At 69.7% G+C, this 19,570-nt stretch carries 21 protein-coding genes; 10 read left to right on the forward strand and 11 right to left on the reverse strand.

The genetic code is table 11. The features are described 5' to 3' along the window. Positions 1–126: 126 nt before the first annotated feature. The 6 genes from DKM19_RS06780 to DKM19_RS06805 form a co-directional block, all read right to left on the reverse strand. On the reverse strand, positions 127–969 hold the full coding sequence (locus DKM19_RS06780; RefSeq protein WP_110694974.1) for an ABC transporter ATP-binding protein: 843 nt from the start codon (positions 967–969) through the stop codon (positions 127–129). Between the two features lie 180 nt (positions 970–1,149). After that, complete coding sequence (gene nucS / locus DKM19_RS06785) at positions 1,150–1,809, reverse strand: endonuclease NucS (protein WP_110694975.1); 660 nt, start codon at positions 1,807–1,809, stop codon at positions 1,150–1,152. A gap of 86 nt (positions 1,810–1,895) precedes the next feature. Beyond that, positions 1,896–3,044, reverse strand: coding sequence for an ABC transporter permease (locus tag DKM19_RS06790; RefSeq protein ID WP_110694976.1), 1,149 nt, complete (start codon positions 3,042–3,044; stop codon positions 1,896–1,898). Further along, positions 3,041–3,919, reverse strand: coding sequence for an ABC transporter ATP-binding protein (locus DKM19_RS06795; RefSeq protein WP_110694977.1), 879 nt, complete (start codon positions 3,917–3,919; stop codon positions 3,041–3,043). Before DKM19_RS06795 ends, DKM19_RS06790 begins: the two co-directional genes overlap by 4 nt. Then, positions 3,906–4,229, reverse strand: a complete 324-nt coding sequence (locus tag DKM19_RS06800; RefSeq protein ID WP_110694978.1) for a transcriptional regulator — start codon at positions 4,227–4,229, stop codon at positions 3,906–3,908. The genes DKM19_RS06795 and DKM19_RS06800 overlap by 14 nt, the downstream gene beginning before the upstream one ends. Beyond that, positions 4,226–4,666, reverse strand: a complete 441-nt coding sequence (locus DKM19_RS06805; protein ID WP_110694979.1) for a hypothetical protein — start codon at positions 4,664–4,666, stop codon at positions 4,226–4,228. Before DKM19_RS06805 ends, DKM19_RS06800 begins: the two co-directional genes overlap by 4 nt. A 207-nt stretch (positions 4,667–4,873) precedes the next feature. On the opposite strand from DKM19_RS06805, the gene DKM19_RS06810 reads away from it, so the two are divergent. The 5 genes from DKM19_RS06810 (at position 4,874) to DKM19_RS06830 (ending at position 7,913) form a co-directional block, all read left to right on the forward strand. Next, complete coding sequence (locus tag DKM19_RS06810) at positions 4,874–5,131, forward strand: hypothetical protein (RefSeq protein WP_110694980.1); 258 nt, start codon at positions 4,874–4,876, stop codon at positions 5,129–5,131. Beyond that, positions 5,128–5,448 carry an ATP/GTP-binding protein gene (locus tag DKM19_RS06815; protein WP_110694981.1) on the forward strand — a complete coding sequence of 107 codons (321 nt, stop codon included), beginning with the start codon at positions 5,128–5,130 and terminating at the stop codon, positions 5,446–5,448. The genes DKM19_RS06810 and DKM19_RS06815 overlap by 4 nt, the downstream gene beginning before the upstream one ends. 8 nt (positions 5,449–5,456) lie before the next feature. Further along, positions 5,457–6,170, forward strand: a complete 714-nt coding sequence (locus DKM19_RS06820) for an alpha/beta hydrolase (protein ID WP_110694982.1) — start codon at positions 5,457–5,459, stop codon at positions 6,168–6,170. Positions 6,171–6,245: 75 nt separating this feature from the next. Continuing rightward, a complete protein-coding gene (locus DKM19_RS06825) occupies positions 6,246–7,007 on the forward strand; it encodes an SDR family NAD(P)-dependent oxidoreductase (protein ID WP_110694983.1) in 762 nt (253 codons plus the stop codon). A 114-nt stretch (positions 7,008–7,121) separates the two neighbouring features. Further along, positions 7,122–7,913 carry an alpha/beta fold hydrolase gene (locus DKM19_RS06830; RefSeq protein WP_110694984.1) on the forward strand — a complete coding sequence of 264 codons (792 nt, stop codon included), beginning with the start codon at positions 7,122–7,124 and terminating at the stop codon, positions 7,911–7,913. Here the strand turns inward: DKM19_RS06830 and DKM19_RS06835 are convergent. From DKM19_RS06835 to mce, 3 genes are all read right to left on the reverse strand, one after another. Next, positions 7,873–9,168 carry an AI-2E family transporter gene (locus tag DKM19_RS06835; RefSeq protein ID WP_239514121.1) on the reverse strand — a complete coding sequence of 432 codons (1,296 nt, stop codon included), beginning with the start codon at positions 9,166–9,168 and terminating at the stop codon, positions 7,873–7,875. The genes DKM19_RS06830 and DKM19_RS06835 overlap by 41 nt on opposite strands. 185 nt (positions 9,169–9,353) lie before the next feature. Further along, positions 9,354–10,634 carry a DivIVA domain-containing protein gene (locus DKM19_RS06840; protein ID WP_110694985.1) on the reverse strand — a complete coding sequence of 427 codons (1,281 nt, stop codon included), beginning with the start codon at positions 10,632–10,634 and terminating at the stop codon, positions 9,354–9,356. Between the two features lie 196 nt (positions 10,635–10,830). Then, a complete protein-coding gene (gene mce / locus DKM19_RS06845) occupies positions 10,831–11,253 on the reverse strand; it encodes a methylmalonyl-CoA epimerase (protein WP_089211191.1) in 423 nt (140 codons plus the stop codon). Between the two features lie 84 nt (positions 11,254–11,337). Here mce and DKM19_RS06850 point away from each other — a divergent pair, with 84 nt between their 5' ends. Both DKM19_RS06850 and meaB read left to right on the forward strand, forming a co-directional pair. Then, the gene (locus DKM19_RS06850; RefSeq protein WP_110694986.1) at positions 11,338–12,525 is read left to right on the forward strand and encodes an acetyl-CoA C-acetyltransferase; all 1,188 of its coding nucleotides are present in this window, start codon (positions 11,338–11,340) and stop codon (positions 12,523–12,525) included. 2 nt (positions 12,526–12,527) lie between these two features. After that, complete coding sequence (gene meaB, locus DKM19_RS06855; protein ID WP_204358679.1) at positions 12,528–13,466, forward strand: methylmalonyl Co-A mutase-associated GTPase MeaB; 939 nt, start codon at positions 12,528–12,530, stop codon at positions 13,464–13,466. Between the two features lie 128 nt (positions 13,467–13,594). Here the strand turns inward: meaB and DKM19_RS06860 are convergent, their stop codons facing one another. Next, positions 13,595–14,269 carry a DUF4230 domain-containing protein gene (locus DKM19_RS06860; RefSeq protein ID WP_110694987.1) on the reverse strand — a complete coding sequence of 225 codons (675 nt, stop codon included), beginning with the start codon at positions 14,267–14,269 and terminating at the stop codon, positions 13,595–13,597. A 55-nt stretch (positions 14,270–14,324) separates the two neighbouring features. Continuing rightward, positions 14,325–15,698 carry a hypothetical protein gene (locus DKM19_RS06865; protein ID WP_110694988.1) on the reverse strand — a complete coding sequence of 458 codons (1,374 nt, stop codon included), beginning with the start codon at positions 15,696–15,698 and terminating at the stop codon, positions 14,325–14,327. A gap of 342 nt (positions 15,699–16,040) precedes the next feature. Here DKM19_RS06865 and DKM19_RS06870 point away from each other — a divergent pair, with 342 nt between their 5' ends. The 3 genes from DKM19_RS06870 to DKM19_RS06880 all read left to right on the forward strand — a co-directional run bounded on the left by DKM19_RS06870 (position 16,041) and on the right by DKM19_RS06880 (position 19,380). Next, positions 16,041–16,574: a MarR family winged helix-turn-helix transcriptional regulator gene (locus DKM19_RS06870; protein WP_089211187.1), complete on the forward strand. Its 534-nt coding sequence runs from the start codon at positions 16,041–16,043 to the stop codon at positions 16,572–16,574. Positions 16,575–16,724: 150 nt separating this feature from the next. Next, positions 16,725–18,392, forward strand: coding sequence for a methylmalonyl-CoA mutase (locus DKM19_RS06875; protein WP_110694989.1), 1,668 nt, complete (start codon positions 16,725–16,727; stop codon positions 18,390–18,392). A gap of 46 nt (positions 18,393–18,438) precedes the next feature. Then, the gene (locus tag DKM19_RS06880; protein ID WP_110694990.1) at positions 18,439–19,380 is read left to right on the forward strand and encodes a tetratricopeptide repeat protein; all 942 of its coding nucleotides are present in this window, start codon (positions 18,439–18,441) and stop codon (positions 19,378–19,380) included. Positions 19,381–19,570: the final 190 nt, after the last annotated feature.

A 19,570-nucleotide genomic window follows, 5' to 3' on the forward strand; every position in this document is an offset into this window, starting at 1 on the left:
GGTCACCCACGAGTGGAGCCGGTCTCTCGCGGGTGGGGCGGGTTCCTCGGGGGAGGCCGGTCGTCCTTGCGGCGGGGCCGGTCCTGCCCGGAGGGCGGATGTCGCTCCCTGTGAGGGCGGGCGGTGTCAGGCGGGAGCCTCGATGAGCTGGAGGTAGACGTCCTCCAGGGAGGGACGGGTCACGGTCAGCTCGGGAACCTCGCCGTCGAACCGCTGGGTCAGCTCCAGCACGGTCCTCGTCGGGGTGTCGGTCTCCAGCGAGCGGCGCTCACCCTCGTCGGACCAGCTCACCCTGGCCTTGGCGGTCGCCCGGCCTCCCAGGGTCTTGGGTTCGCCCTCGGCGACGATCAGGCCTCCGGCGACCACGGCCACCCGGTCGGCGAGCGCCTCGGCCTCGTCCAGATAGTGGGTGGTCAGCACGATCGTGGTGCCGTTGTGGGCCAGGCCCCCGATCAGCTCCCAGAACTGCCGGCGGGCCTCGGGGTCGAACCCGGTGGTCGGCTCGTCGAGGAAGAGCAGCTCAGGATTGCCGATCACGCCCAGGGCGACGTCCACCCGGCGCCGCTGGCCGCCGGAGAGCTGACGGATGCGCTTGCCGGCCTTGTCCGTCAGGCCGACCTGCTCGATCACCTCGTCCGGATCCTTGGCGTCCGGATAGTAGCCCGCGAAATGCCGGACGGTCTCCCGCACCGTCGCCTCGGCCACGTCGTCGGCCGTCTGGAGCACGATGCCGAGCCGGGAACGCCACTCGCGGGTCGGCTTGTCCGGGTCGATGCCCAGGACGCTCACCTCTCCGGCGTCCCGGGTGCGGTATCCCTCCAGGATCTCCACCGTGGTGGACTTCCCCGCTCCGTTCGGGCCGAGGATCGCGAACACCTCGCCCGCGCGGATGTCCAGGTCGATGCCGCCGACCGCCTGTACGTCGCCGTAGCGCTTGGTCAGGCCACGAACTTTCACCGCTGTCGTCATGGTTCAAATGTCGCGTCCGTACGGCTTCCGCGACACCAACGACCGGTGGAACCGGCTGTCCTCCATTCGGAGGACAGCCGAAGGACATCCAAGGACATCCAAGGACATTCGAGGACGCAGCCGGGGCGGGCGGCACCGTACGGGTCGACGCACGCCGTGACGGGCAGCCCGCCGGAACCCCTAGAACAGGGTGTCGTTGCGCTCGATGCCCCGTAGCTTGTCGTAGTCGAGGGTGACGCAGCCGATGCCCCGGTCGGCGGCGAGCACGCGCGCCTGGGGCTTGATCTCCTGAGCGGCGAAGATGCCCTTCACCGGGGCCAGCAGGGGGTCGCGGTTGAGGAGCTCCAGATAGCGGGTGAGCTGTTCGACGCCGTCGATGTCACCGCGCCGCTTGAGCTCCACGGCCACGGTCGCGCCCGTGTGGTCGCGGCAGAGGATGTCGACCGGGCCGATCGCCGTCATGTATTCGCGGCGGACCAGCGTCCAGCCGGCGCCCAGCGTGGTGATGTGCTCGGCGAGGAGCTCCTGCAGGTGGGCCTCGACGCCGTCCTTGATGAGACCGGGGTCGACGCCCAGCTCGTGGCTGGAGTCGTGAATGATCTCCTCCATGGTGAGGACGAGCTTCTCACCGGTCTTGCCGTGGGTCACCGTCCAGGTGCCCTCCTCCTCGCGGAGTTTGCACGGCGGATTCATCCAATTCAGTGGCTTGAACGCCCGATCGTCGGCATGGATCGAGACGCTGCTGTCGGCTTTTATGAGGATGAGCCGGGGCGCCATTGGAAGATGAGCAGTGAGCTTTCCCACGTAATCCACGCTGCACCGCGCGATGACCAGACGCATGAGCGAACCCTACCGGCCGGACGGGACCCAGATCTCCAGGATACGTCCGGCCGGGGAACGTGCGCCGGATTCCTCCGGCGCACGGGTCAGCGCACGACCTCGGAGAGTTTGACGCGGGCGCCCGTGCGCAGGACCGCGCGCTGGTAGATGCGGGATCCGAGGACGAGGGTGCCCGCGGTCGCCAGGAGCATCAGGACCGCGGCCAGGGCGATCTCCCAGGCGGCCACCGCACCGCCGGCCATCCGGACCGGCATGACCATCGAGGAGAACGGCGGCACCAGCGACAGGATGCGGGCCACCGGGCCGCTGGGATCGAAGGCCGCGTAGTAGGCGACCAGGTAGGTGGCCATCATGATCATCGTCATCGGGGTGAGGACGCTGCTCACGTCCTCCTGCCGGGACACCAGCGAGCCGAGCGCCGCCGCCATCGCGGCGAAGAACCCGTAGCCGAGGAGGAACCAGAACAGGGTGCTGATCACGATCCCCGTCATGCCCGGAGGCAGGTCGGCGGCGAGGCCGGTCGCCGCGGCGGCGCCGAGGCCGGCCACGATGACCACGACGAGGTTGATCAGCGCGAGCGCGCCCAGGCCCACGATCTTGCCGCCGAGCAGCTGCCAGGGGCGGATCGAGGTCAGCAGGATCTCGACGATGCGGCTCCCCTTCTCCTCGACCACTCCCATGGCGACATACATGGAGGAGTAGATGATCAGGAAGAACAGCACCATGACCAGAAGTGACGCGAGGCCGATTCGCACGCCCGAATAGCGGGTGTCCGTCCCGACCGAGACCTGTTCCAGAGGGGTGACCCGCATTGCCTGGGTCACCTTGGCGGGGTCGAGGCCCGCCTCGGCGAGTTGTCTCTGGACCTGGGCCGCCTGGTGCGCGTTCTCCAGCAGCAGGCCGAGCTCCCGGTCGACCTCGCCGTCGGCGAGGACCTTGCGATCGGCCACCAACGCGGCGTCCACGTCGCCGGCGAGCACCGCCTTGCTCGCGGCGGCCTCGTCGGGGAACTGCCTGACGGTGATCTCGATGTCCTTCGCCGTCTGGGTGAGCGCGGACTGCAGCGACTGCGACCCGGTGACCCCCAAGGTGTAGGAGTCGGGTCCGGCGAAGATCCGGGGGAGGAATGCGAGTGCGGCGACCAGCACGGCGCTCACCACGAGGCCGATGACAAAGGCTTTTGTACGGCCGCGCGTGACGATCTCCCGCTGCGCGACCAGCCACAGACTGTTCATGCCACAGCCTCTCTGAAGATTTCGGTGAGTGTGGGCCGCTGCCAGCCGAAGTGTTCGACCCTTCCCGCCTTCACGGCGAGGTGGAGGATTTCCTGGCCGTCGCCGTTCACATCGGTGAGAAGCACTTCGTCGCCGTTCTCGACGACGTTTCCCGGCAGGCCGGAGGTCCAGCCGGGGGTCGCGTCGCGGACGACCACCCTGAGCCGGCCGCGTCCCTCCCTGTCCCGCAGGTCCTCGACCGCGCCGCTGGCCACCATGCGACCGGCGGAGATGATGCCGACCGAGTGGCAGAGCCGTTCCACCAGGTCCAGTTGGTGACTGGAGAAGAGCACCGGCACGCCGGAGCGGCACCGTTCGGCGAGCACGTCGGCCAGCGCGTCGACGGCGAGCGGGTCCAGCCCGGAGAAGGGTTCGTCCAGGATGAGCACCTGGGGATCGTGCACCAGGGCGACCGCGAGCTGCACGCGCTGCTGGTTGCCCAGGGAGAGCGTGTCCACCGCGTCGTTGCGGCGCTCGGTGAGCGAGAGCCGCATCAGGAGGTCCTCGGTCGCCCGCCTGGCGTCGCCCGAGCCCATGCCGCGGAGCCGGCCGAAATACTCGATCTGCTCGGTGACCTTCATCTTCTGGTAGAGGCCGCGCTCCTCCGGCATGTAGCCGAACCTGCGACGTTCCTCGAACGTCAACGGCCGGCCGTCCCGGAGCACGGACCCGGAGTCGGCGGTCAGCACGCCCATCAGGATGCGCATCGTGGTGGTCTTCCCGGCGCCGTTGGCTCCGACGAAGCCGAACATCTCGCCGGGTTTCACGGAGAACGTGACCCCGTCCAGGGCGGTCTTGTCACCGTAGCGTTTGTGCAGATCGTCAATTTCGATCACGGGGGGATCCTTCGGTCAGTCGTCTCAGTACGGAGATGTATTCCTGGAACGCCCGGTGTCCCTCGTCGGTGAGCGCCAGCCAGGTGCGCGGGCGCTTGCCGACGAAGACCTTCTCCACCCGGACGTAGCCGGCCTCTTCCAGGGTGATGATGTGTTTGGAGAGCAGGGAGTCACTGACCTCGATCGTGTCGCGCAGGAAACGGAACTCCGCCTTCTCCGTGGCCGACAGGGCGGCCATGATCGACAGGCGGACCGGGGCGTGGATGACGTCGTCCAGGGCGTGCCGCGGATGCGAGCCGGCGCCGCTCATCGCCCCGCCCTCAGGATGCGCCGGCCGCCGTAGAGCGCGGGCAGGCCGGAGAGCACCGCCAGCACGATCAGCGTGGCGATCCAGACGCCGCCCGGATTCTCGGGGCGGAAGAACATCCCGAAGACGAACGTGACCGCGACGGAGACCACGTAGGCGACGGTCACCGGGGAGGTCGACTTGTTGACCCAGGTGACCTCGCGGTCCTGGACCTTCATGGTGCACATGTAAAAGGTGCCCGCGACCGCGAGCACCACCCAGATCACCCCTGCCGCCGCCTGTACCCACACCGGGCCGAGAGACATGGCCGGCCAGTACAGCATCGTGCACAGTCCCAGGGTTACGAAGATCCATCCGGCGACCCGCGCCGGCCGCCGGGTGTGGCGGTCGATCTCGCCGATCTGCCGGAGTGCGTCCGTCGGGTCAAGCCTGTCCTCCACGACTTCTCCTCCGCTCATCTCCTCAAATGGTAATTACTATTCAACTTTCGTTCAAGTACTTTCCAAAGGTTCTCTAAAAGACGAGTGTCGGAGAGGTGGGCTGTCCCCGGCTTTGGGGTACGCGGGGGGTCTCTGGGAGACTGTTGCGGTGCCGAAGCGGGCGATCGCCGGCACGGAGCGGATTTCGCGGGTGCGATGGGGAGAGCGATGACGAGCATCTATGGGACGGCCGGAGTGGTCGGGCTCGCCACGGCAGGCCTCGGGAGCCCCGATTCCTCCGTCCGTGCGAGGTCCGCCGTGATCGGCGCCGAGGCCGGACCGGCGTCGGCGCGCGGCCGGAGCTTCACCACCCGCCATGACCTCCGTACGTCCCGCGCCCCGCGCCGTCGATCTCCCCTCACCCCCGCGTCGCTGCTCGACCAGCTCGTCACGGCCAGGGTGCGGAGTCTCCGAGACCCGTCGTGAGCCCCCGCAAGGCCCGTCGGGCCGACCCCTTCGACAGGGGCGGAAACCGGGGGTCCTCCCGGCCCGTCGGCCAGTTCGTGCCCGGGGTCGACCAGGTGGAGGAGTGGCCCGACGGCGACTGGCACGTGCGCCGGGTCACCGGCGCCGGGGCGGACAAGGTCTACCGGTGCCCCGGCTGCGACCAGGAGATCAGGTCCGGCCTGCCCCACCTGGTGAGCTGGCCCGCCTGGTCCGGTGGGGAGAACGAGCGCAGGCACTGGCACACCGCGTGCTGGCGCAACCGGGTCAAGCGTGGTCCCGGCCGCAGCAGATATTGAGGAGACACATGGAGATCAGGGCCTCTACGGTGCTGCCCGCGCGCAGGGAACCGATCGAGTTGAACACCGGTGACGGGCTGAAGCTCGTCGGTGAGCTGGCCCTTCCCGCAGACAGGCCCCCGGTGGCCACGCTGATCTGCCTGCACCCGCTGCCCACCCACGGCGGCATGATGGACAGCCACGTCTTCAAGAAGGCCTCCAACCGGCTGCCCGCCCTCGCGGATCTGGGCCTGCTGCGGTTCAACACGCGCGGCACCACCTCCGAGCGGGGCACCTCCGAGGGCGCCTTCGGCGGTGGCGAGGCGGAGCGTCTCGACGTCGCCGCCGCGCTGGAGTGCGCCGACTTCAACGACCTGCCCCGGGTCTGGCTGGTCGGCTGGTCCTTCGGCACCGAGCTCGCGCTCAAGTGGGGTCGTGACCCGCTCGTGGAGGGCGCCATCCTGCTCTCCCCGCCGCTGCACCGCACCACCGACGCCGACCTCGACGCGTGGGCGGAGTTCGGACGGCCGCTGATCGCGCTGGTCCCCGAGTTCGACGACTACCTCCGCCCGGAGGAAGCCCGCGAGCGCTTCGCCCGGGTGCCCCAGGCCGAGGTCGTCGGCGTGGACGGCGCCAAGCACCTGTGGGTCGGCGAGCCGTATGTGCGGATCGTCCTCAATGAGATCGTCCGCAGAGTGAATCCGGCCGCCCATCCTCTCCCCACAGAGGTCGCCGACTCGTAGAATCTTGTTCGGTTCCAGCTCGCCGGCGTGTGCCGGGCCTGGCAGCCGATGGCGCATGTCAACGAGGAGGCGGCTGTGCAGGCGTTCGATCTTTCCGGCAGGAAGGCGTTCATCACCGGGGCGTCGAGGGGCATCGGACGGGCGATCGCACTCGCCTACGCGGAGGCGGGGGCCGACGTCGCGCTCGTCTCCCGGTCGGCCGAGTCACTGGCCGAGGTGGCCTCCGAGGTGAAGGCACTGGGGCGGCAGGCCGCCGTCATCCCCTGTGACGTCACCGACAGGGACGCCGTGGCGGCAGCCGTACAGCGGGGGATCGAGGAGCTGGGCCACGTGGACATCGTGGTCAACAACGCGGGCGGGTCCAACTTCCTCGTGCCGTTCAAGGACCTGAGACTGTCCGGCTGGGACAAGCTGATGAGGCTCAACCTCGACTCCGCCATGTCGGTCTGTCACGCGTTCGCACCGCACCTCACCGAGCGGGGCTCCGCCTCGGTGATCAACGTGGCCTCGGTGGCGGCCAAGGGCGCCCCCCTGCTGGCGGCCTACGCCGCGGCCAAGGCCGGAGTGGTCGCGCTGACCAAGACCCTGGCCCTGGAGTGGGCGGAGAGCGGGGTGCGGGTCAACGCCCTGTGTCCCGGCTGGACCGCCACCGACCTCAACCGCAGTCTCTGGGAGGACGAGAACGCCGGCCGGGCGACCGTCCAGACCGTTCCCATGCGCCGCTGGGGCACCCCCGAGGAGATGGCCCACCCCGCGGTCTTCCTCGCCAGTACGGCCTCCGCCTACATCACCGGCCAGGTCCTCTTCGTCGACGGCGGCGCCACCGCGATGTCCTGACGTCCTCCTCGGCGCTGTCGTGACCCGTCCCCGCCACGGGCGGGGTTCTCCTCGTCTGACACCCGTTGTGAATCAAGGGGTGTCAGACGAGGAATACCGGAATACGGTGACAGCGTGCACCTGTACACGCGATCGGCGGGCGAGGGACTTCCGGTCGTCCTCCTCCACGCCTTCCCCCTGTCATCGGCCATGTGGCTGGCCCAACGTGAGGGCCTGGCGGCCACCTGCAAGGTCATCACCCCCGACCTGCGCGGCTTCGGCGGCTCGGTGCTGGGCGAGGATGAGCCCTCCCTCGACGTGATGGCCGACGACGTCGTGCGCCTGCTGGACCGCGAGGGGATCGAGCGCGGGGTCGTCGGCGGCCTGTCCATGGGCGGCTACGTGACGATGGCCCTGTGCCGCCGCCACCCCGACCGGGTGCTGGGGGTGATCCTCGCCGACACCAAGGCGGACGCCGATCAGGAGGCGGCCCGGTCGAACCGCGAGCGGATCGCCGCCACCGTGCTCGACAGCGGCACCTCGGTCCTGGTGGAGGAGGTGCTCCCCGGGCTGCTCGGGCAGACCACCGTACAGCGCAGGGCGATGGTGTTCGGCCGGGTGCGCGGGCTGGTCCAGGCGGCTCCGCCGGGCGCCGTGGCCTGGGCGCAGCGAGCCATGGCGGGCCGCCTGGACTCCTTCGACACCCTGCGGGCGCTCAAGGTGCCCGTCCTGGTGATCGTGGGGGAGGAGGATGAGATCTCACCGCGCGCCGACGCCGAGGCGATGGTCGACGCCGTGCCCGACGGGCGGCTGGCCGTGATCGAGAAGGCGGGTCACCTGAGCGCGATCGAGCAGCCCGAGGCGTTCAACCGCGTCGTGGCCGGCTTCATTGGCGAGCTTGCCGGGGGATCACCACCTCGCGGATGAGCAGCGCGATCGCCGCGGCCACCGGGATGGCCAGCAGCGCCCCGACGATGCCCATCAGCGCGCCGCCGAACAGCGCGGCGATGACGGTGACCGCCGGGGCCACGTCCACCGAGCGCTTCATCACGCGAGGATAGATCAGGTAGTTCTCGACCTGCTGGTAGACCAGGAAGAAGATCGCGCAGGCGATGCCGAGCGTTCCCGACTGGAGGAGCGCCACCAGGGTCACCAGCGCCGCGCCGATCGTCGCGCCGACGAGCGGGATCAGGTCGGTGACCGCCACGATCAGGGCGAGGGCCAGCGCGTACTCGACGCCCAGGACGGAGAGGAACACCCAGGTGACCACACCCGCGATCACCGAGATCAGCAGGTTGCCGGCCACGTAGCCGCCGATGCCGTCGAGGATCTCGTCGCCGAGCGCCCGGGACCGCTCCCTGCGGCTGCTGGGCACGAGCTTGAAGAGGTAATCCTTGATCGAGGGCAGCGAGCCGAGGAAGTACAGGGTCAGGACCAGCAGCGTGACCCCGGAGAAGAACGCGTTGAACACCACCGCGCCCGCGCCGAGCAGGCCTCCCGCCACGGTCTGGGCGAGACCGCCACTGGTGATGTAGTCGCCGGCCCTCGTCAGGATCTGGTAGTCGCTGTCCAGCCCCCTGAGCGTGGGGTTGGCGAGCAGCTCCTTCGTGTAGCCGGGGACCGCGCTGACAAACGCGGCCGCCTCCTGGGTCACCGGCGGGACGATCGCCAGGCCGAAGAGCACGAAGAACAGGATCACCGCGCCGAAGACGATCGAGATCGCCCCGCGCCGGGCCATCCGCCGCCGCTGCAGCGCCTCGACGGCAGGGTTGAGCCCCACGGCGAGGAACATCGCCACCACGATCAGGACGATCACACTGCGGGAGGTGACCAGCGCCTGGGAGAGCGCCCACGCGGTCAGCAGGCCCAACCCGCCGGTCAGGCCGACCAGGAAGGGGTTGCTGGCCAGCGGCTGACCCGGCTTGCCGTACAGCGCCTCGTGCGCGCCGGTCGTGCTCTGCTCGCCGTGTGCCCCGTGGCCCGGCTTGTCGTGCCTCCCGTGCCCGCCGAAGGCGATCGGCCTGCCGTGCGCCTCATGACCGCCGGAGGTGACCGGCTCGTCGTGTGCGGTGAAGCTCGCCGGTCCGCTGGAGATCTCCGGTCCGCCGGAGGTCTCGGGGGAGGAGGGCGGGCCCGGGACGGACACCTTGGGATCGTCGGACACCTGGGACGCTTCGGGCACAGCTGCTCCTAGCGGAGTGGAGAGAGGTACGCAGAACCGTAAGGACGGTGTGAAGACAAGAAGCGTAAGGACGGTGTGAAGACAAGAAGCGTAAGGACGGTGTGAAGACAAGAAGAGAGCCTAGCGACCGTCTAGGTCGCCAGGCTCTCTCGTAGCCGTCGCCAACGCCCCGGAGTCAGCGGTGCCTACTCCTGCCACCACTCCGCGTCGTCGTCCTTCGTCTCCGCCTTGGCGGGAGCCGGGACCGGCTTCTCGCTGCCGTTGGCGGCCGGGATGGCCGGCTTCGGCGGGGCCGCGGTGATCGCGGGCTCCGGCTCGGAGGCCGGGAGCGGGGCGCCACCGAGCAGCTGGCGCAGCTGCGCGAGGTGGCTGGTGATGCTGTCGCGCTGACGGGTCAGCTCGTCGACCTGGCGCTGGGCGACCGAACGGCTCCGCTCGGCCTCCGACTTGGCCTCGGAGACGATCGACTCGGCGCTCGACTTGGCCTCGGAGACGACCTGGTCGGCGTTCTTGCGCGCGTTGGCGACCAGCTGCTTGGCGTGGCTGTCGGCCTCGCGGCGGGTCTGCTCGGCCTGCTGGGTGGCCTTGGTGGCGCGCTGCTCGGCGGTGGCCGCACGCTGCTCGGCCTCGGCGACCAGCTTCTGGGTGGCGGCCTGCGCGGTGGAGTGGCGCTCGGCTTCCTGACGCTCGGCGTCCTCGCGGCGGGCGGCGAGCTGGATGTCGAACTCGGCCTCGTCCTGGGCGCGCTTGGCCTCGGACTCCTCCAGGACCCGCTGAGCCTGGGCGCGCATCTCGTCGGCCTGGCGCTTGGCCGTGGTGAGGACCTCGTCGCGCTCGCGCTTGGTCGAGGCGCGCAGCTGGGCGACCTCGCGCTCGGTGGTGGTGCGCAGCTTGGCGATCTCGCGCTCGGCGTCGGCGCGCTTCTCGGCCACCTCGTGGTCGGCGGTGGCGCGCAGCTTGGCGACCTCGCGCTCGGTGGTGGAGGTCAACTCGTCCGACTCGCGGCGGGCGGTCGAGCGGATCTCCTCGGCCTCGCGCTCCGCGCTGGTGCGCATCTCGTCGGCCTCGCGGGTGGCGAGGGCGCGCTTCTCGGCCGCCTCGTTCTCGGCGGCGGCGCGCAGGTCTGCGGCGTCGACCTTGGACGCGGCCTTGATCTCGTTCGCCTCGGACCGGGCGGCCTGGACCAGCTCGGTGGCCTGCTCCTCGGCGAGGCGGAGCAGCTGCTCGATCCGGGCGCCAAGGCCGGAGTAGGTCGGACGCTCCTGCTCCTGCAACTGCCGCTGGGAGTCGGACAGGTCTCGCTGCAGACCCTGAAGCTGCTCCCGGGTCTGGCGCAGCTCGCCGTCAATCTGCTTCAGATGATCGTGAACCTGGTGCCGGTCGTAGCCACGGAGCACCACGTCGAATTCCCGAGCGGGGGCGTCTTCAAAGAAATTGTTGAGCTGGGCATCGATGTCGGACTGCATGGAGGCTCGATCCTGGGTTGTCGAGACGGCTACACGGGCCGGACGGGGGATTCGGACATCCGAGGCGGGAGCCGTGGCGGGATCCACGTCCGGTGGTAGGCCAGCGTACTCCGGTGACGCGGCCTTGGAGGTCTCGTCCAATTTTATGCACGACTTGTTACGTATGAACGTTTCTTGCATTTGACACGGCGCGTTTTTAATGATCTGGGGCCTGAACGAGCTCCGTGAGCATTCCCGCCACGTCCTTGGGGTGGAGGAAGGCGATGGAGGAACCCATCGAACCATGCCGCGGTTTTTCGTCGAGCAGCCGGATGCCCTTGCCGCCTATTTCCTCCAGGGCGCGCGCGACGTCCGGGACGCCGAACGCGACGTGGTGCACCCCTTCCCCGCGCTTGGCGAGGAACTTGCCGACCGGCGTGTCGGGGCCGAGCGGTTCGAGAAGCTGGATGTAGGACCCTCCCCCGTTGCCGTCGGCGATGTGCAGCATCGCCTCCTTGACGCCCTGCTCCTCGTTGATCTCCCGTGCCACCACGGTCAGCTCGAAGGTCCGCTCGAAGAACGCGATCTTCTCTTCCAGGTTGTGGCAGGCGATTCCCACATGGTCGATGCGCATGAACATAGGTCCAACCTCCATGGCGGTCGCTTGGGTACTCATGGGTATGGTGGCAAAGTCGCCGCAAGCCCCGTCAGGGAGGCCCCTTCTATGTCTGGTTCCGTCATTGTCGCCGGAGCTCGCACGCCCATTGGCCGGTTGCTCGGCTCATTATCCGGCCTTTCGGGTGCCGAGCTGGGTGGCATCGCCATCAAGGCCGCGCTGGAGCGTTCCGGTGTCGCCCCCGAGGCCGTGCAGTACGTGATCATGGGTCAGGTGCTCCAGGCCGGAGCCGGTCAGATCCCTTCCCGCCAGGCCGCGGTCAAGGCCGGGATCCCGATGTCCGTGCCGTCGCTGACGATCAACAAGGTCTGCCTGTCCGGGCTGGACGCCATCGCCCTGGCCGACCAGCTCATCCGGGCCGGTGAGTTCGACATCGTGGTCGCGGGCGGCATGGAGTCCATGTCGAACGCCCCGCACCTGCTGCCGGGCCTGCGCAGAGGCGTGAAGTACGGCGACGCCGGCATCGTGGACTCGATGGCCCTCGACGGTCTGACCGACGCCTACGACCAGGTGGCCATGGGCGAGTCCACCGAGCGGCACAACGCGCGCCTGGGCCTGACCCGCGAGGAGCAGGACGCCTTCTCCGCCCGCTCCCACGAGCGCGCCGCCGCCGCGATCAAGAACGGGACGCTCGACGCCGAGATCGTCCCGGTGTCGATCCCGCAGCGCAAGGGTGAGCCGGTGGTCTTCGCCGCGGACGAGGGCGTGCGCGCCGACACCACCGTCGAGGTTCTGTCGCGCCTGCGGCCGGCGTTCACCAAGGACGGCACGATCACCGCCGGCTCCGCCTCGCAGATCTCCGACGGCGCCTGCGCGGTGGTCGTGATGTCCAAGGCCAAGGCCGAGGAGCTGGGCCTTGAGTGGCTGGCCGAGATCGGCGCCCACGGCAACGTGGCCGGGCCGGACAACTCGCTCCAGTCCCAGCCCGCCAACGCGATCAAGCACGCCCTCGGCAAGCAGGGACTCACCGTCGCGGACCTCGACCTGCTGGAGATCAACGAGGCGTTCGCCCAGGTCGTCCTCCAGTCGGCCAAGGAACTCGGCGTCTCCCTCGACAGGGTCAACGTCAACGGCGGCGGCATCGCCGTCGGCCACCCGATCGGCGCCTCCGGCGCCCGCATCGTCCTCGCGCTCGCCCACGAGCTCAAGCGCCGGGGCGGCGGCCTCGGAGCCGCCGGGCTCTGCGGCGGCGGCGGCCAGGGCGACGCCCTGATCCTCCGCGTTCCCTCGGCCTGATCGTGGAGGTCTCCGACCTGATCGCCCGGGCCAGGGACGGCCAGCCGCGTGCCGTGGCCCGGCTGATCTCCATGGTGGAGAACGGCTCGCCCCGGCTCCGGGAGATCATGGCCGAGCTCCGCACGGACCGGCCGCACCGGGCCCGGATCATCGGGCTCACCGGCTCTCCCGGCGTGGGCAAGTCCACCTCCACCGGGATGCTGGTCCAGGCGTTCCGCAAGCGGGACAAGAAAGTCGGCGTGCTCGCCGTGGACCCGTCCTCTCCGTTCACCGGAGGGGCGCTGCTGGGCGACAGGGTCCGCATGCAGGACCACGCATGCGATCCCGAGGTGTTCATCCGGTCGATGGCCAGCCGCGGCCACCTGGGCGGGCTGTCGTGGGCCACGCCCCAGGCGCTGCGTGTCCTGGAGGCGGCCGGATGCGAGGTCATCCTCATCGAGACCGTCGGGGTCGGCCAGGCCGAGGTGGACATCGCCTCGCTGGCCGACACCACCGTCGTGCTGCTCGCCCCGGGAATGGGCGACGGCATCCAGGCGGCCAAGGCGGGCATCCTGGAGATCGCCGACGTGTTCGTGGTGAACAAGGCCGACCGCGACGGGGCCCAGGCGACGATTCGCGAGCTCCGCAACATGCTCGCCCTGGTCGAGCGGGCGTGGAGGCCGCCGATCGTGCCGACCGTGGCCTATCGGGGCGAGGGCGCCGAAGACGTGGTCAACGCCCTCGACGAGCATCTGGCCTACCTCGAGGAGTCGGGCGAGCTCGCCCGCCGTCGCCAGGTCAGGGCTCGCGACGAGATCGAGGCCATCGCCCTCGCCGCTCTCCGCTCCCGTTTCGCGCACCTGCACGGTGACAATCGCCTGGACGTCCTGGCCGACCGCGTCCTGGCCGGCGATCTCGACCCCTACACGGCCGCCGACGAGCTCATGGAGGCCATCGGCTGACCGGCCTCGGGTGCTCGCCCCGGTCCGGTCTCCGTTCGAGGTCACGGGCCTGAGGCCCTTTAGGCGAAGGCGGGGCCCCGGGCCTGTCATCGCCTAAAGGGCCTCGACGCCGGTCCCGCCCCGTAGGTCTAGGGCTCGTCGGCGAACTTGACGGTGACCTTGTCGAAGCCGAGGGTGCCCAGCATGCCCTGGAGCATGGCCTTGGTGTTCTGGTCGGCCCGGTTGCGCAGGTCACTGGCCTGGGCGGCCTCGGCGATCTTCTTCTCGGCCAGTACGTAGAGCTCCTGCTGGTCGGCGGGAGAGGAGGACAGGAAGTCCTCCACCCGGTCGAAGAGACCGCGCTGCTGGGCGTAGACGTAGGAGCGCTTGTTGTCGAGGTTGGGCTTCTCGAGCTGGGCGCGCGGCAGCTTGATCGTGACTTCCTTGCGGTCGGGAGACATGGTCAGCGCGCCGTTGGGCAGGCCGCCGAAGTCCACGTAGGCGTCCACGCCGCCCGCACCGACGAAGAGGGTCCGGCTGCCCTTGACGGCGTCGGGCAGGAAGGAGGCGTCCTTCTCCAGATCCACGACGACCTGGAAGTTGCCGGTGGCCGCCTCGAAGCGGCTGAGGTTGTGAATGGACTGCAGCAGCACGGGCTGGCTGCGGTCGATCGAGGTCTCGCCGAACGGGTTGAGCCACGACCAGGTCAGCCGGGCACCCACGGCAAGGATGATCACGACGACGAGCAGCCCGGCGAGGAAGCGCCAGGGGCGCCTGCGAGGCTTCGGAGGTGCCTCGGGCGGTGCTTCTAAGGGGGCTTTCACGCCGGTCCCCTTCCCTGGGAGGGTGCTTTCTCACGCGGAGCCTATGCTGATCTTGTCAGCTGCGTGGGAACGGGACCGTATCGGGTTTTCCCGAGGGGGACTTCCACGGGGTCGACGGCGGGAGCGCCGGGATCGGGGGAGTGACACCGGGCGCCTGGTAGGACGGTTCGGCCTGCGGAATCCGCGGGAACGGCACCGCCCGGCCGCCCCCGGCCCCCGGGCCCGGCGGCACTGTCTGAGTGGTCTGCCCCGCCTGCCCCCCGAAGTGAGTGCTTTGTAGCCGGCACTCGGTGAAGTCGGCGTAGTACAGCCGGAGCCAGTCGCGCCGCTGGTCCTCCGTGAGACCGGAGAACCACGCGGCGGCGTACTGGTGCTCGGGGAGCGGTCCGCCGGGGAGCGGCTTGCCGCGCAGCCACGCGATCACGATGTCGCGGTATCCGTTCGCCGAGGTGCCCTCGCACTTCGTGCCGAGACCCTCGACGAACTCGTCGGCCGCCCTTTCCGCGAACCCGGCGGCCAGGTCGTCCACGTGGATCGGAACCGTCCCCGGAGCGAGGGGCGCCTGGTCGCGCCGGGGGTGCTGCTCCAGCCGGGAGAACTCGCCGGGCGTCCCCGCCAGCCGGGATGCGATCTTGATGAACGCGGAGCCGAGCTCGGGGAGGCCGGCGTGCATTCCCGGGTGCACGCAGACCATGATCGGCCATTCCTGGCAGCTGTAGACCACCTGCTGGGCGGAGCCCGGTCCCGGCTCGGTGAACAGCCGGGCCACCCCGGTCCCGGCCGCCAGCACCGCGAGCAGCGCGGCGGCCAGGACCAGTGCCTGGCGGGTCACCACCGCGGCCCAGCCGAGCAGCAGGGCGGCGCTGATTCCCAGCAACCAGAGCGTCTGGTCGGTGAACGCCGCCGCGCTCAATCCACGGAACAGGTCGTACGGCTCCCGGGTGGCCGGGGTGAGCCGGTCGGCCCAGGGCGGCCCCTGGGCCAGCCCGGCGAACAGGCCGTAGCAGCCGAGCCCCGCGAGCGCCGGAGTGATCGTCCACGGCAGCAGCCAGCCGGTCACCCAGCCGATGACGACGTACAGGGCCAGCCCGGCCACGCCCATGACCAGACCGCTGGGCAGCAGCCGACCGGCCTGCTCGGTGATCATCGTTCTGATCGCCAGGACCAGCACCGTGGCGGTGAAGGCGCCACCGGCCACCACCAGGACCGCCAGCGGTGCGCGCACCGCCTGCCAGGGGGTCAGGGACCGCCCGCCGGTCCCGCGCCGCCTGCGCACCGCCACCCAGGCGGCGAACGCGGCGGCCACGGGTCCGGTGAGCCGGAGCGAGCCGATCACCGCGACGATGATGTTCTCCCACGCGCTGACCCCGGGAATCAGGACGCTCCACGCCGCGGCCACCCCCAGCACGAGCAGGACGGCGACCGCCATCAACCCACTCTGCTGGAGCTCCTCGCGCGAAACGCCCCTGTGCTCACGCACCGGCGGGCGTGGAAGGGATCCACGCCGTGCCGGCTGCGCCGAAGTCCGTGTGGCGTCTGAACGCCATTGAGTTGTCGTTCACCAAGCACCCCCCGTGCCGTGAATGTGCGGAAGCCGGTCCCCTCGGCACCGGTCCGGACCGCGTCCCCCGCAGGCCGGACTGAGTCTGCGCGGCCACTTGGCCACGGCCTCACCATTCGATGTGGGAACCATAACTGAGCGTGACGTTTGGCGTTGGTGTTCTTGGTGAAGCCGTCAATTTGATGACGCTACGTATATGGGCGAACCGGGATGAGGCCGCGCTACCGTAGCCCTGTGGCTACAGGTCAGTTGAATTTGCCGTTCGACCCCATCGAGCGCGCCGCGGAGACATGGCGCGTTCATTTCGGGCCTTCCTCCGCCATGGCCGCCGTCACATCGATCATGAGAGCGCACCAGATCCTGCTGTCGCAACTGGACACGCTGCTTAAACCACATGACTTGACCTTTGCCCGGTACGAGGCACTGGTTCTGCTGACGTTCAGCAAGACGGGGGCGCTGTCGCTGTCCAAGATCGGTGAGCGGCTGATGGTCCATCCGACAAGCGTGACGAACACCGTGGACCGACTGGAGCGCGCCGGCCTGGTGCGCCGCCTGCGCAATCCCCGGGACGGCCGCGGGGTGCTGGCGGAGATCACCGACCAGGGTCGCGAGGTCGTGCGCAAGGCGACCGCCGATCTGACGGAGGCCGATTTCGCCATGACGATGTACGGCGAAGCGGAGCGGGAGCAGATGTTCGGCCTGTTCCGGACCCTGCGCGTGGCCGCCGGAGACTTCGAGGGCTGACGCCCGGCTTCCGAGGCCGTCGCGGCCCCGGCGCGGTGCCACGGTTCCCCCATCGGCATAATGCTGGCCAAAAATTACTAGGACGTCCTAGTATTTCTCTGAGGCCACAAGCCGTGTAGGAAGCCGCAAGCCGTACAAGGGAGTTGGCTGATGGACGCCGAGAAGATCGAGGCGGGGCGCGCGCGCTGGCAGGCGCGGTTCGACAAGGCACCCAAGCGCGAGTCCGAGTTCCGGACGCTCTCCGGTCTCGACGTGGAGCCGGTCTACGGGCCCGAGGGCGACGACCCCCGTCTGGAGCGCATCGGCTGGCCGGGGGAGTATCCCTTCACCCGGGGCCTGCACCCCACCGGCTACCGGGGCAAGGCGTGGACCATCCGGCAGTTCGCCGGGTTCGGCAACGCCCGGCAGACCAACGAGCGCTACAAGATGATCCTCGGCGCGGGCGGCGGCGGCCTGAGCGTCGCCTTCGACATGCCGACGCTGATGGGCCGTGACTCCGACGACCCGCGCTCGCTCGGCGAGGTCGGCCACTGCGGCGTGGCGATCGACTCCGCGCTGGACATGGAGCTGCTCTTCGAAGGCATCCCGCTCGGCGACATCACCACCTCGATGACGATCAGCGGACCGGCCGTCCCGATCTTCTGCATGTACGTCGTCGCCGCCGAACGGCAGGGGGTGCCGGTCGGCAAGCTCAACGGGACGCTCCAGACCGACATCTTCAAGGAGTACATCGCGCAGAAGGAGTGGCTGTTCACCCCCGAGCCGCACCTGCGGCTGATCGGCGACCTGATGGAGTTCTGCACCGCCGACACCCCGGCGTACAAGCCGCTCAGCGTCTCCGGCTACCACATTCGCGAAGCGGGCTCCACGGCCGCGCAGGAGCTGGCCTTCACCCTGGCCGACGGGTTCGGCTACGTGGAGCTGGGCCTGTCGCGCGGGCTGGACATCGAGACCTTCGCCCCCGGCCTGTCCTTCTTCTTCGACGCGCACATCGACTTCTTCGAGGAGATCGCGAAGTTCCGGGCCGCGCGGCGGATCTGGGCGCGCTGGCTGCGCGACGTCTACGGCGCCAAGACCGACAAGGCCCAGTGGCTCCGCTTCCACACCCAGACGGCGGGGGTCTCGCTGACCGGGCAGCAGCCGTACAACAACGTGGTGCGCACCGCGGTCGAGGCGCTCGCGGCGGTGCTCGGCGGCACCAACTCGCTGCACACCAACGCGCTGGACGAGGTCCTGGCGCTGCCCTCGGAGAAGGCCGCCGAGATCGCGCTGCGCACCCAGCAGGTGATCATGGAGGAGACCGAGGTCGTCAACGTCGCCGACCCGCTCGGCGGATCCTGGTACGTGGAGGCGCTGACCGACCGGCTCGAGGCCGAGGCTGAGGCGATCTTCACGAAGATCCGCGACATGGGGTCGGACGGGTCGATGACCTCGGGGATCCTGCGCGGCATCGAGGACGGGTGGTTCATGTCGGAGATCGCCGAGGCGGCCTTCGACTACCAGCGCAAGCTGGAGAAGGGGGAGAAGAGGATCGTCGGGGTGAACTGCCACACGGCCTCCATCGACGAGCCGCTGGAGATCCTCCGGGTCAGCCACGAGGTCGAGCGCGAGCAGAACCGCGTCCTCGCCGACCGCCGCGCCGCCCGCGACCAGACGGCCGTGGACGCCGCGCTGGCCGCGATGGTGCAGGTCGCCAGGGGTGAGGGCAACATGATCCCGTCCATGCTCGACGCCGTCCGCGTCGAGGCCACCCTCGGTGAGATCTGCGACGCGCTCCGCGACGAATGGGGCGTCTACACCGAGCCCGCCCGCTTCTAGTGAGGGGGCGTCGGCGCAGTGACTGGGATACGGCAGGATTAGGGGTATGAGCCCAGCGGACTTCACTCGACCCGGATCGCTATACGGTGCCGTGGATCTCGGCGCCCGCAAGCAGGCGCTGGAGGCGCAGGCACGGCGGGAGAGCGTCGCACAGGAAACCGGTGGCGTTCCGGCGCCGGTCATCGATGTCGACGACGCCAACTTCGCGGCGGAGGTCGTCGAACGCTCCATGAACAGCCTCGTGCTGCTGGAGCTCACCGTGACCCGCGCCGAGCAGGCGAAGGAATACAGCCTCCTGCTGGAGAAGCTGGCCGCCGAGAACGTGGGCCGGTGGGTCCTGGCGCGGGTGGACGTCGAGGTCAACCAGCAGATCGCGCAGGCGCTCCGGGTGCAGAACGTGCCCGCCCTGTACGCCATCTTCCAGGGCCAGCCGGTGGCGGTCGTCCCCGGCATCGCCACCGAGCAGCAGCTGCGGGAGTGGCTGGTCCAGCTCATGGAGGCGCTGGCCCAGTATCTCCCGCCCGGCGAGGAGGCTCCCGAGTCTCCCGACGCGGAGGGGCAGCCGCAGGAGCCCCCCGTCGACCCGGACGTGCTCGCCGCCGAGCAGGCCATCGACGCCGGTGATCTCGAGGGCGCCGTGGCCGCCTACGAGCGGCTGCTGGCCCGTTCGCCGAACAACGAGGACGCGAAGCTGGGCCTGGCCGGACTGGGCCTGATCCGGCGGACCCAGGACGTCGACCCCGCCGACCTGGAGCGTCGCCTGAACGACCCCGCCGACGTCGAGGCGCACCTTCTGGCCGCCGACTTCGAGATGCTCTCCGGCGAGGTGGACCGGGCCTTCGACCGGCTCGTCGACGTGGTGCGCAGGACCTCGGGCAGCGAGCGTGACAGGGCGCGGATGCACCTGCTCGCCCTGTTCGACACGCTCCCCGCCGACGACCCGTCCATCGCCAGGGCCCGGAGAAACCTGGCCAACGCGCTGTTCTGAGCGCCCTCCACGAGGGGATCCGTGCGACCTCACGAGGCACGGCCCCATCGGCCGGGCCGGTTGCCGACTTCGGTGTTGATCGGTGGGCCGCCGGCGGCGCGGCCCACCTCCCGCCGCCGGGCGACGGGCCGCTCCGGCATGCCGGTCACCGGGAGGGGGAGCCCGATTGTGACCGCATTGGCAGCCTCGG

This window comes from Streptosporangium sp. 'caverna' (genome assembly GCF_003203775.1).
Lineage (GTDB): Bacteria > Actinomycetota > Actinomycetes > Streptosporangiales > Streptosporangiaceae > Streptosporangium > Streptosporangium subroseum.

Excerpts from the sequence above, each read along its gene's own strand:
- mce (WP_089211191.1), bottom strand. The coding sequence starts at position 11,253 with ATGTTCATGCGCATCGACCATGTGGGAATCGCCTGCCACAACCTGGAA.
- DKM19_RS06820 (WP_110694982.1), top strand. The coding sequence starts at position 5,457 with ATGGAGATCAGGGCCTCTACGGTGCTGCCCGCGCGCAGGGAACCGATC.
- DKM19_RS06800 (WP_110694978.1), bottom strand. The coding sequence starts at position 4,229 with ATGAGCGGCGCCGGCTCGCATCCGCGGCACGCCCTGGACGACGTCATC.
- DKM19_RS06810 (WP_110694980.1), top strand. The coding sequence starts at position 4,874 with ATGACGAGCATCTATGGGACGGCCGGAGTGGTCGGGCTCGCCACGGCA.
- DKM19_RS06865 (WP_110694988.1), bottom strand. The coding sequence starts at position 15,698 with ATGGCGGTCGCCGTCCTGCTCGTGCTGGGGGTGGCCGCGGCGTGGAGC.
- DKM19_RS06840 (WP_110694985.1), bottom strand. The coding sequence starts at position 10,634 with ATGCAGTCCGACATCGATGCCCAGCTCAACAATTTCTTTGAAGACGCC.
- DKM19_RS06790 (WP_110694976.1), bottom strand. The coding sequence starts at position 3,044 with ATGAACAGTCTGTGGCTGGTCGCGCAGCGGGAGATCGTCACGCGCGGC.
- nucS (WP_110694975.1), bottom strand. The coding sequence starts at position 1,809 with ATGCGTCTGGTCATCGCGCGGTGCAGCGTGGATTACGTGGGAAAGCTC.
- DKM19_RS06780 (WP_110694974.1), bottom strand. The coding sequence starts at position 969 with ATGACGACAGCGGTGAAAGTTCGTGGCCTGACCAAGCGCTACGGCGAC.
- DKM19_RS06870 (WP_089211187.1), top strand. The coding sequence starts at position 16,041 with ATGAGGCCGCGCTACCGTAGCCCTGTGGCTACAGGTCAGTTGAATTTG.
- DKM19_RS06875 (WP_110694989.1), top strand. The coding sequence starts at position 16,725 with ATGGACGCCGAGAAGATCGAGGCGGGGCGCGCGCGCTGGCAGGCGCGG.
- DKM19_RS06880 (WP_110694990.1), top strand. The coding sequence starts at position 18,439 with ATGAGCCCAGCGGACTTCACTCGACCCGGATCGCTATACGGTGCCGTG.
- DKM19_RS06850 (WP_110694986.1), top strand. The coding sequence starts at position 11,338 with ATGTCTGGTTCCGTCATTGTCGCCGGAGCTCGCACGCCCATTGGCCGG.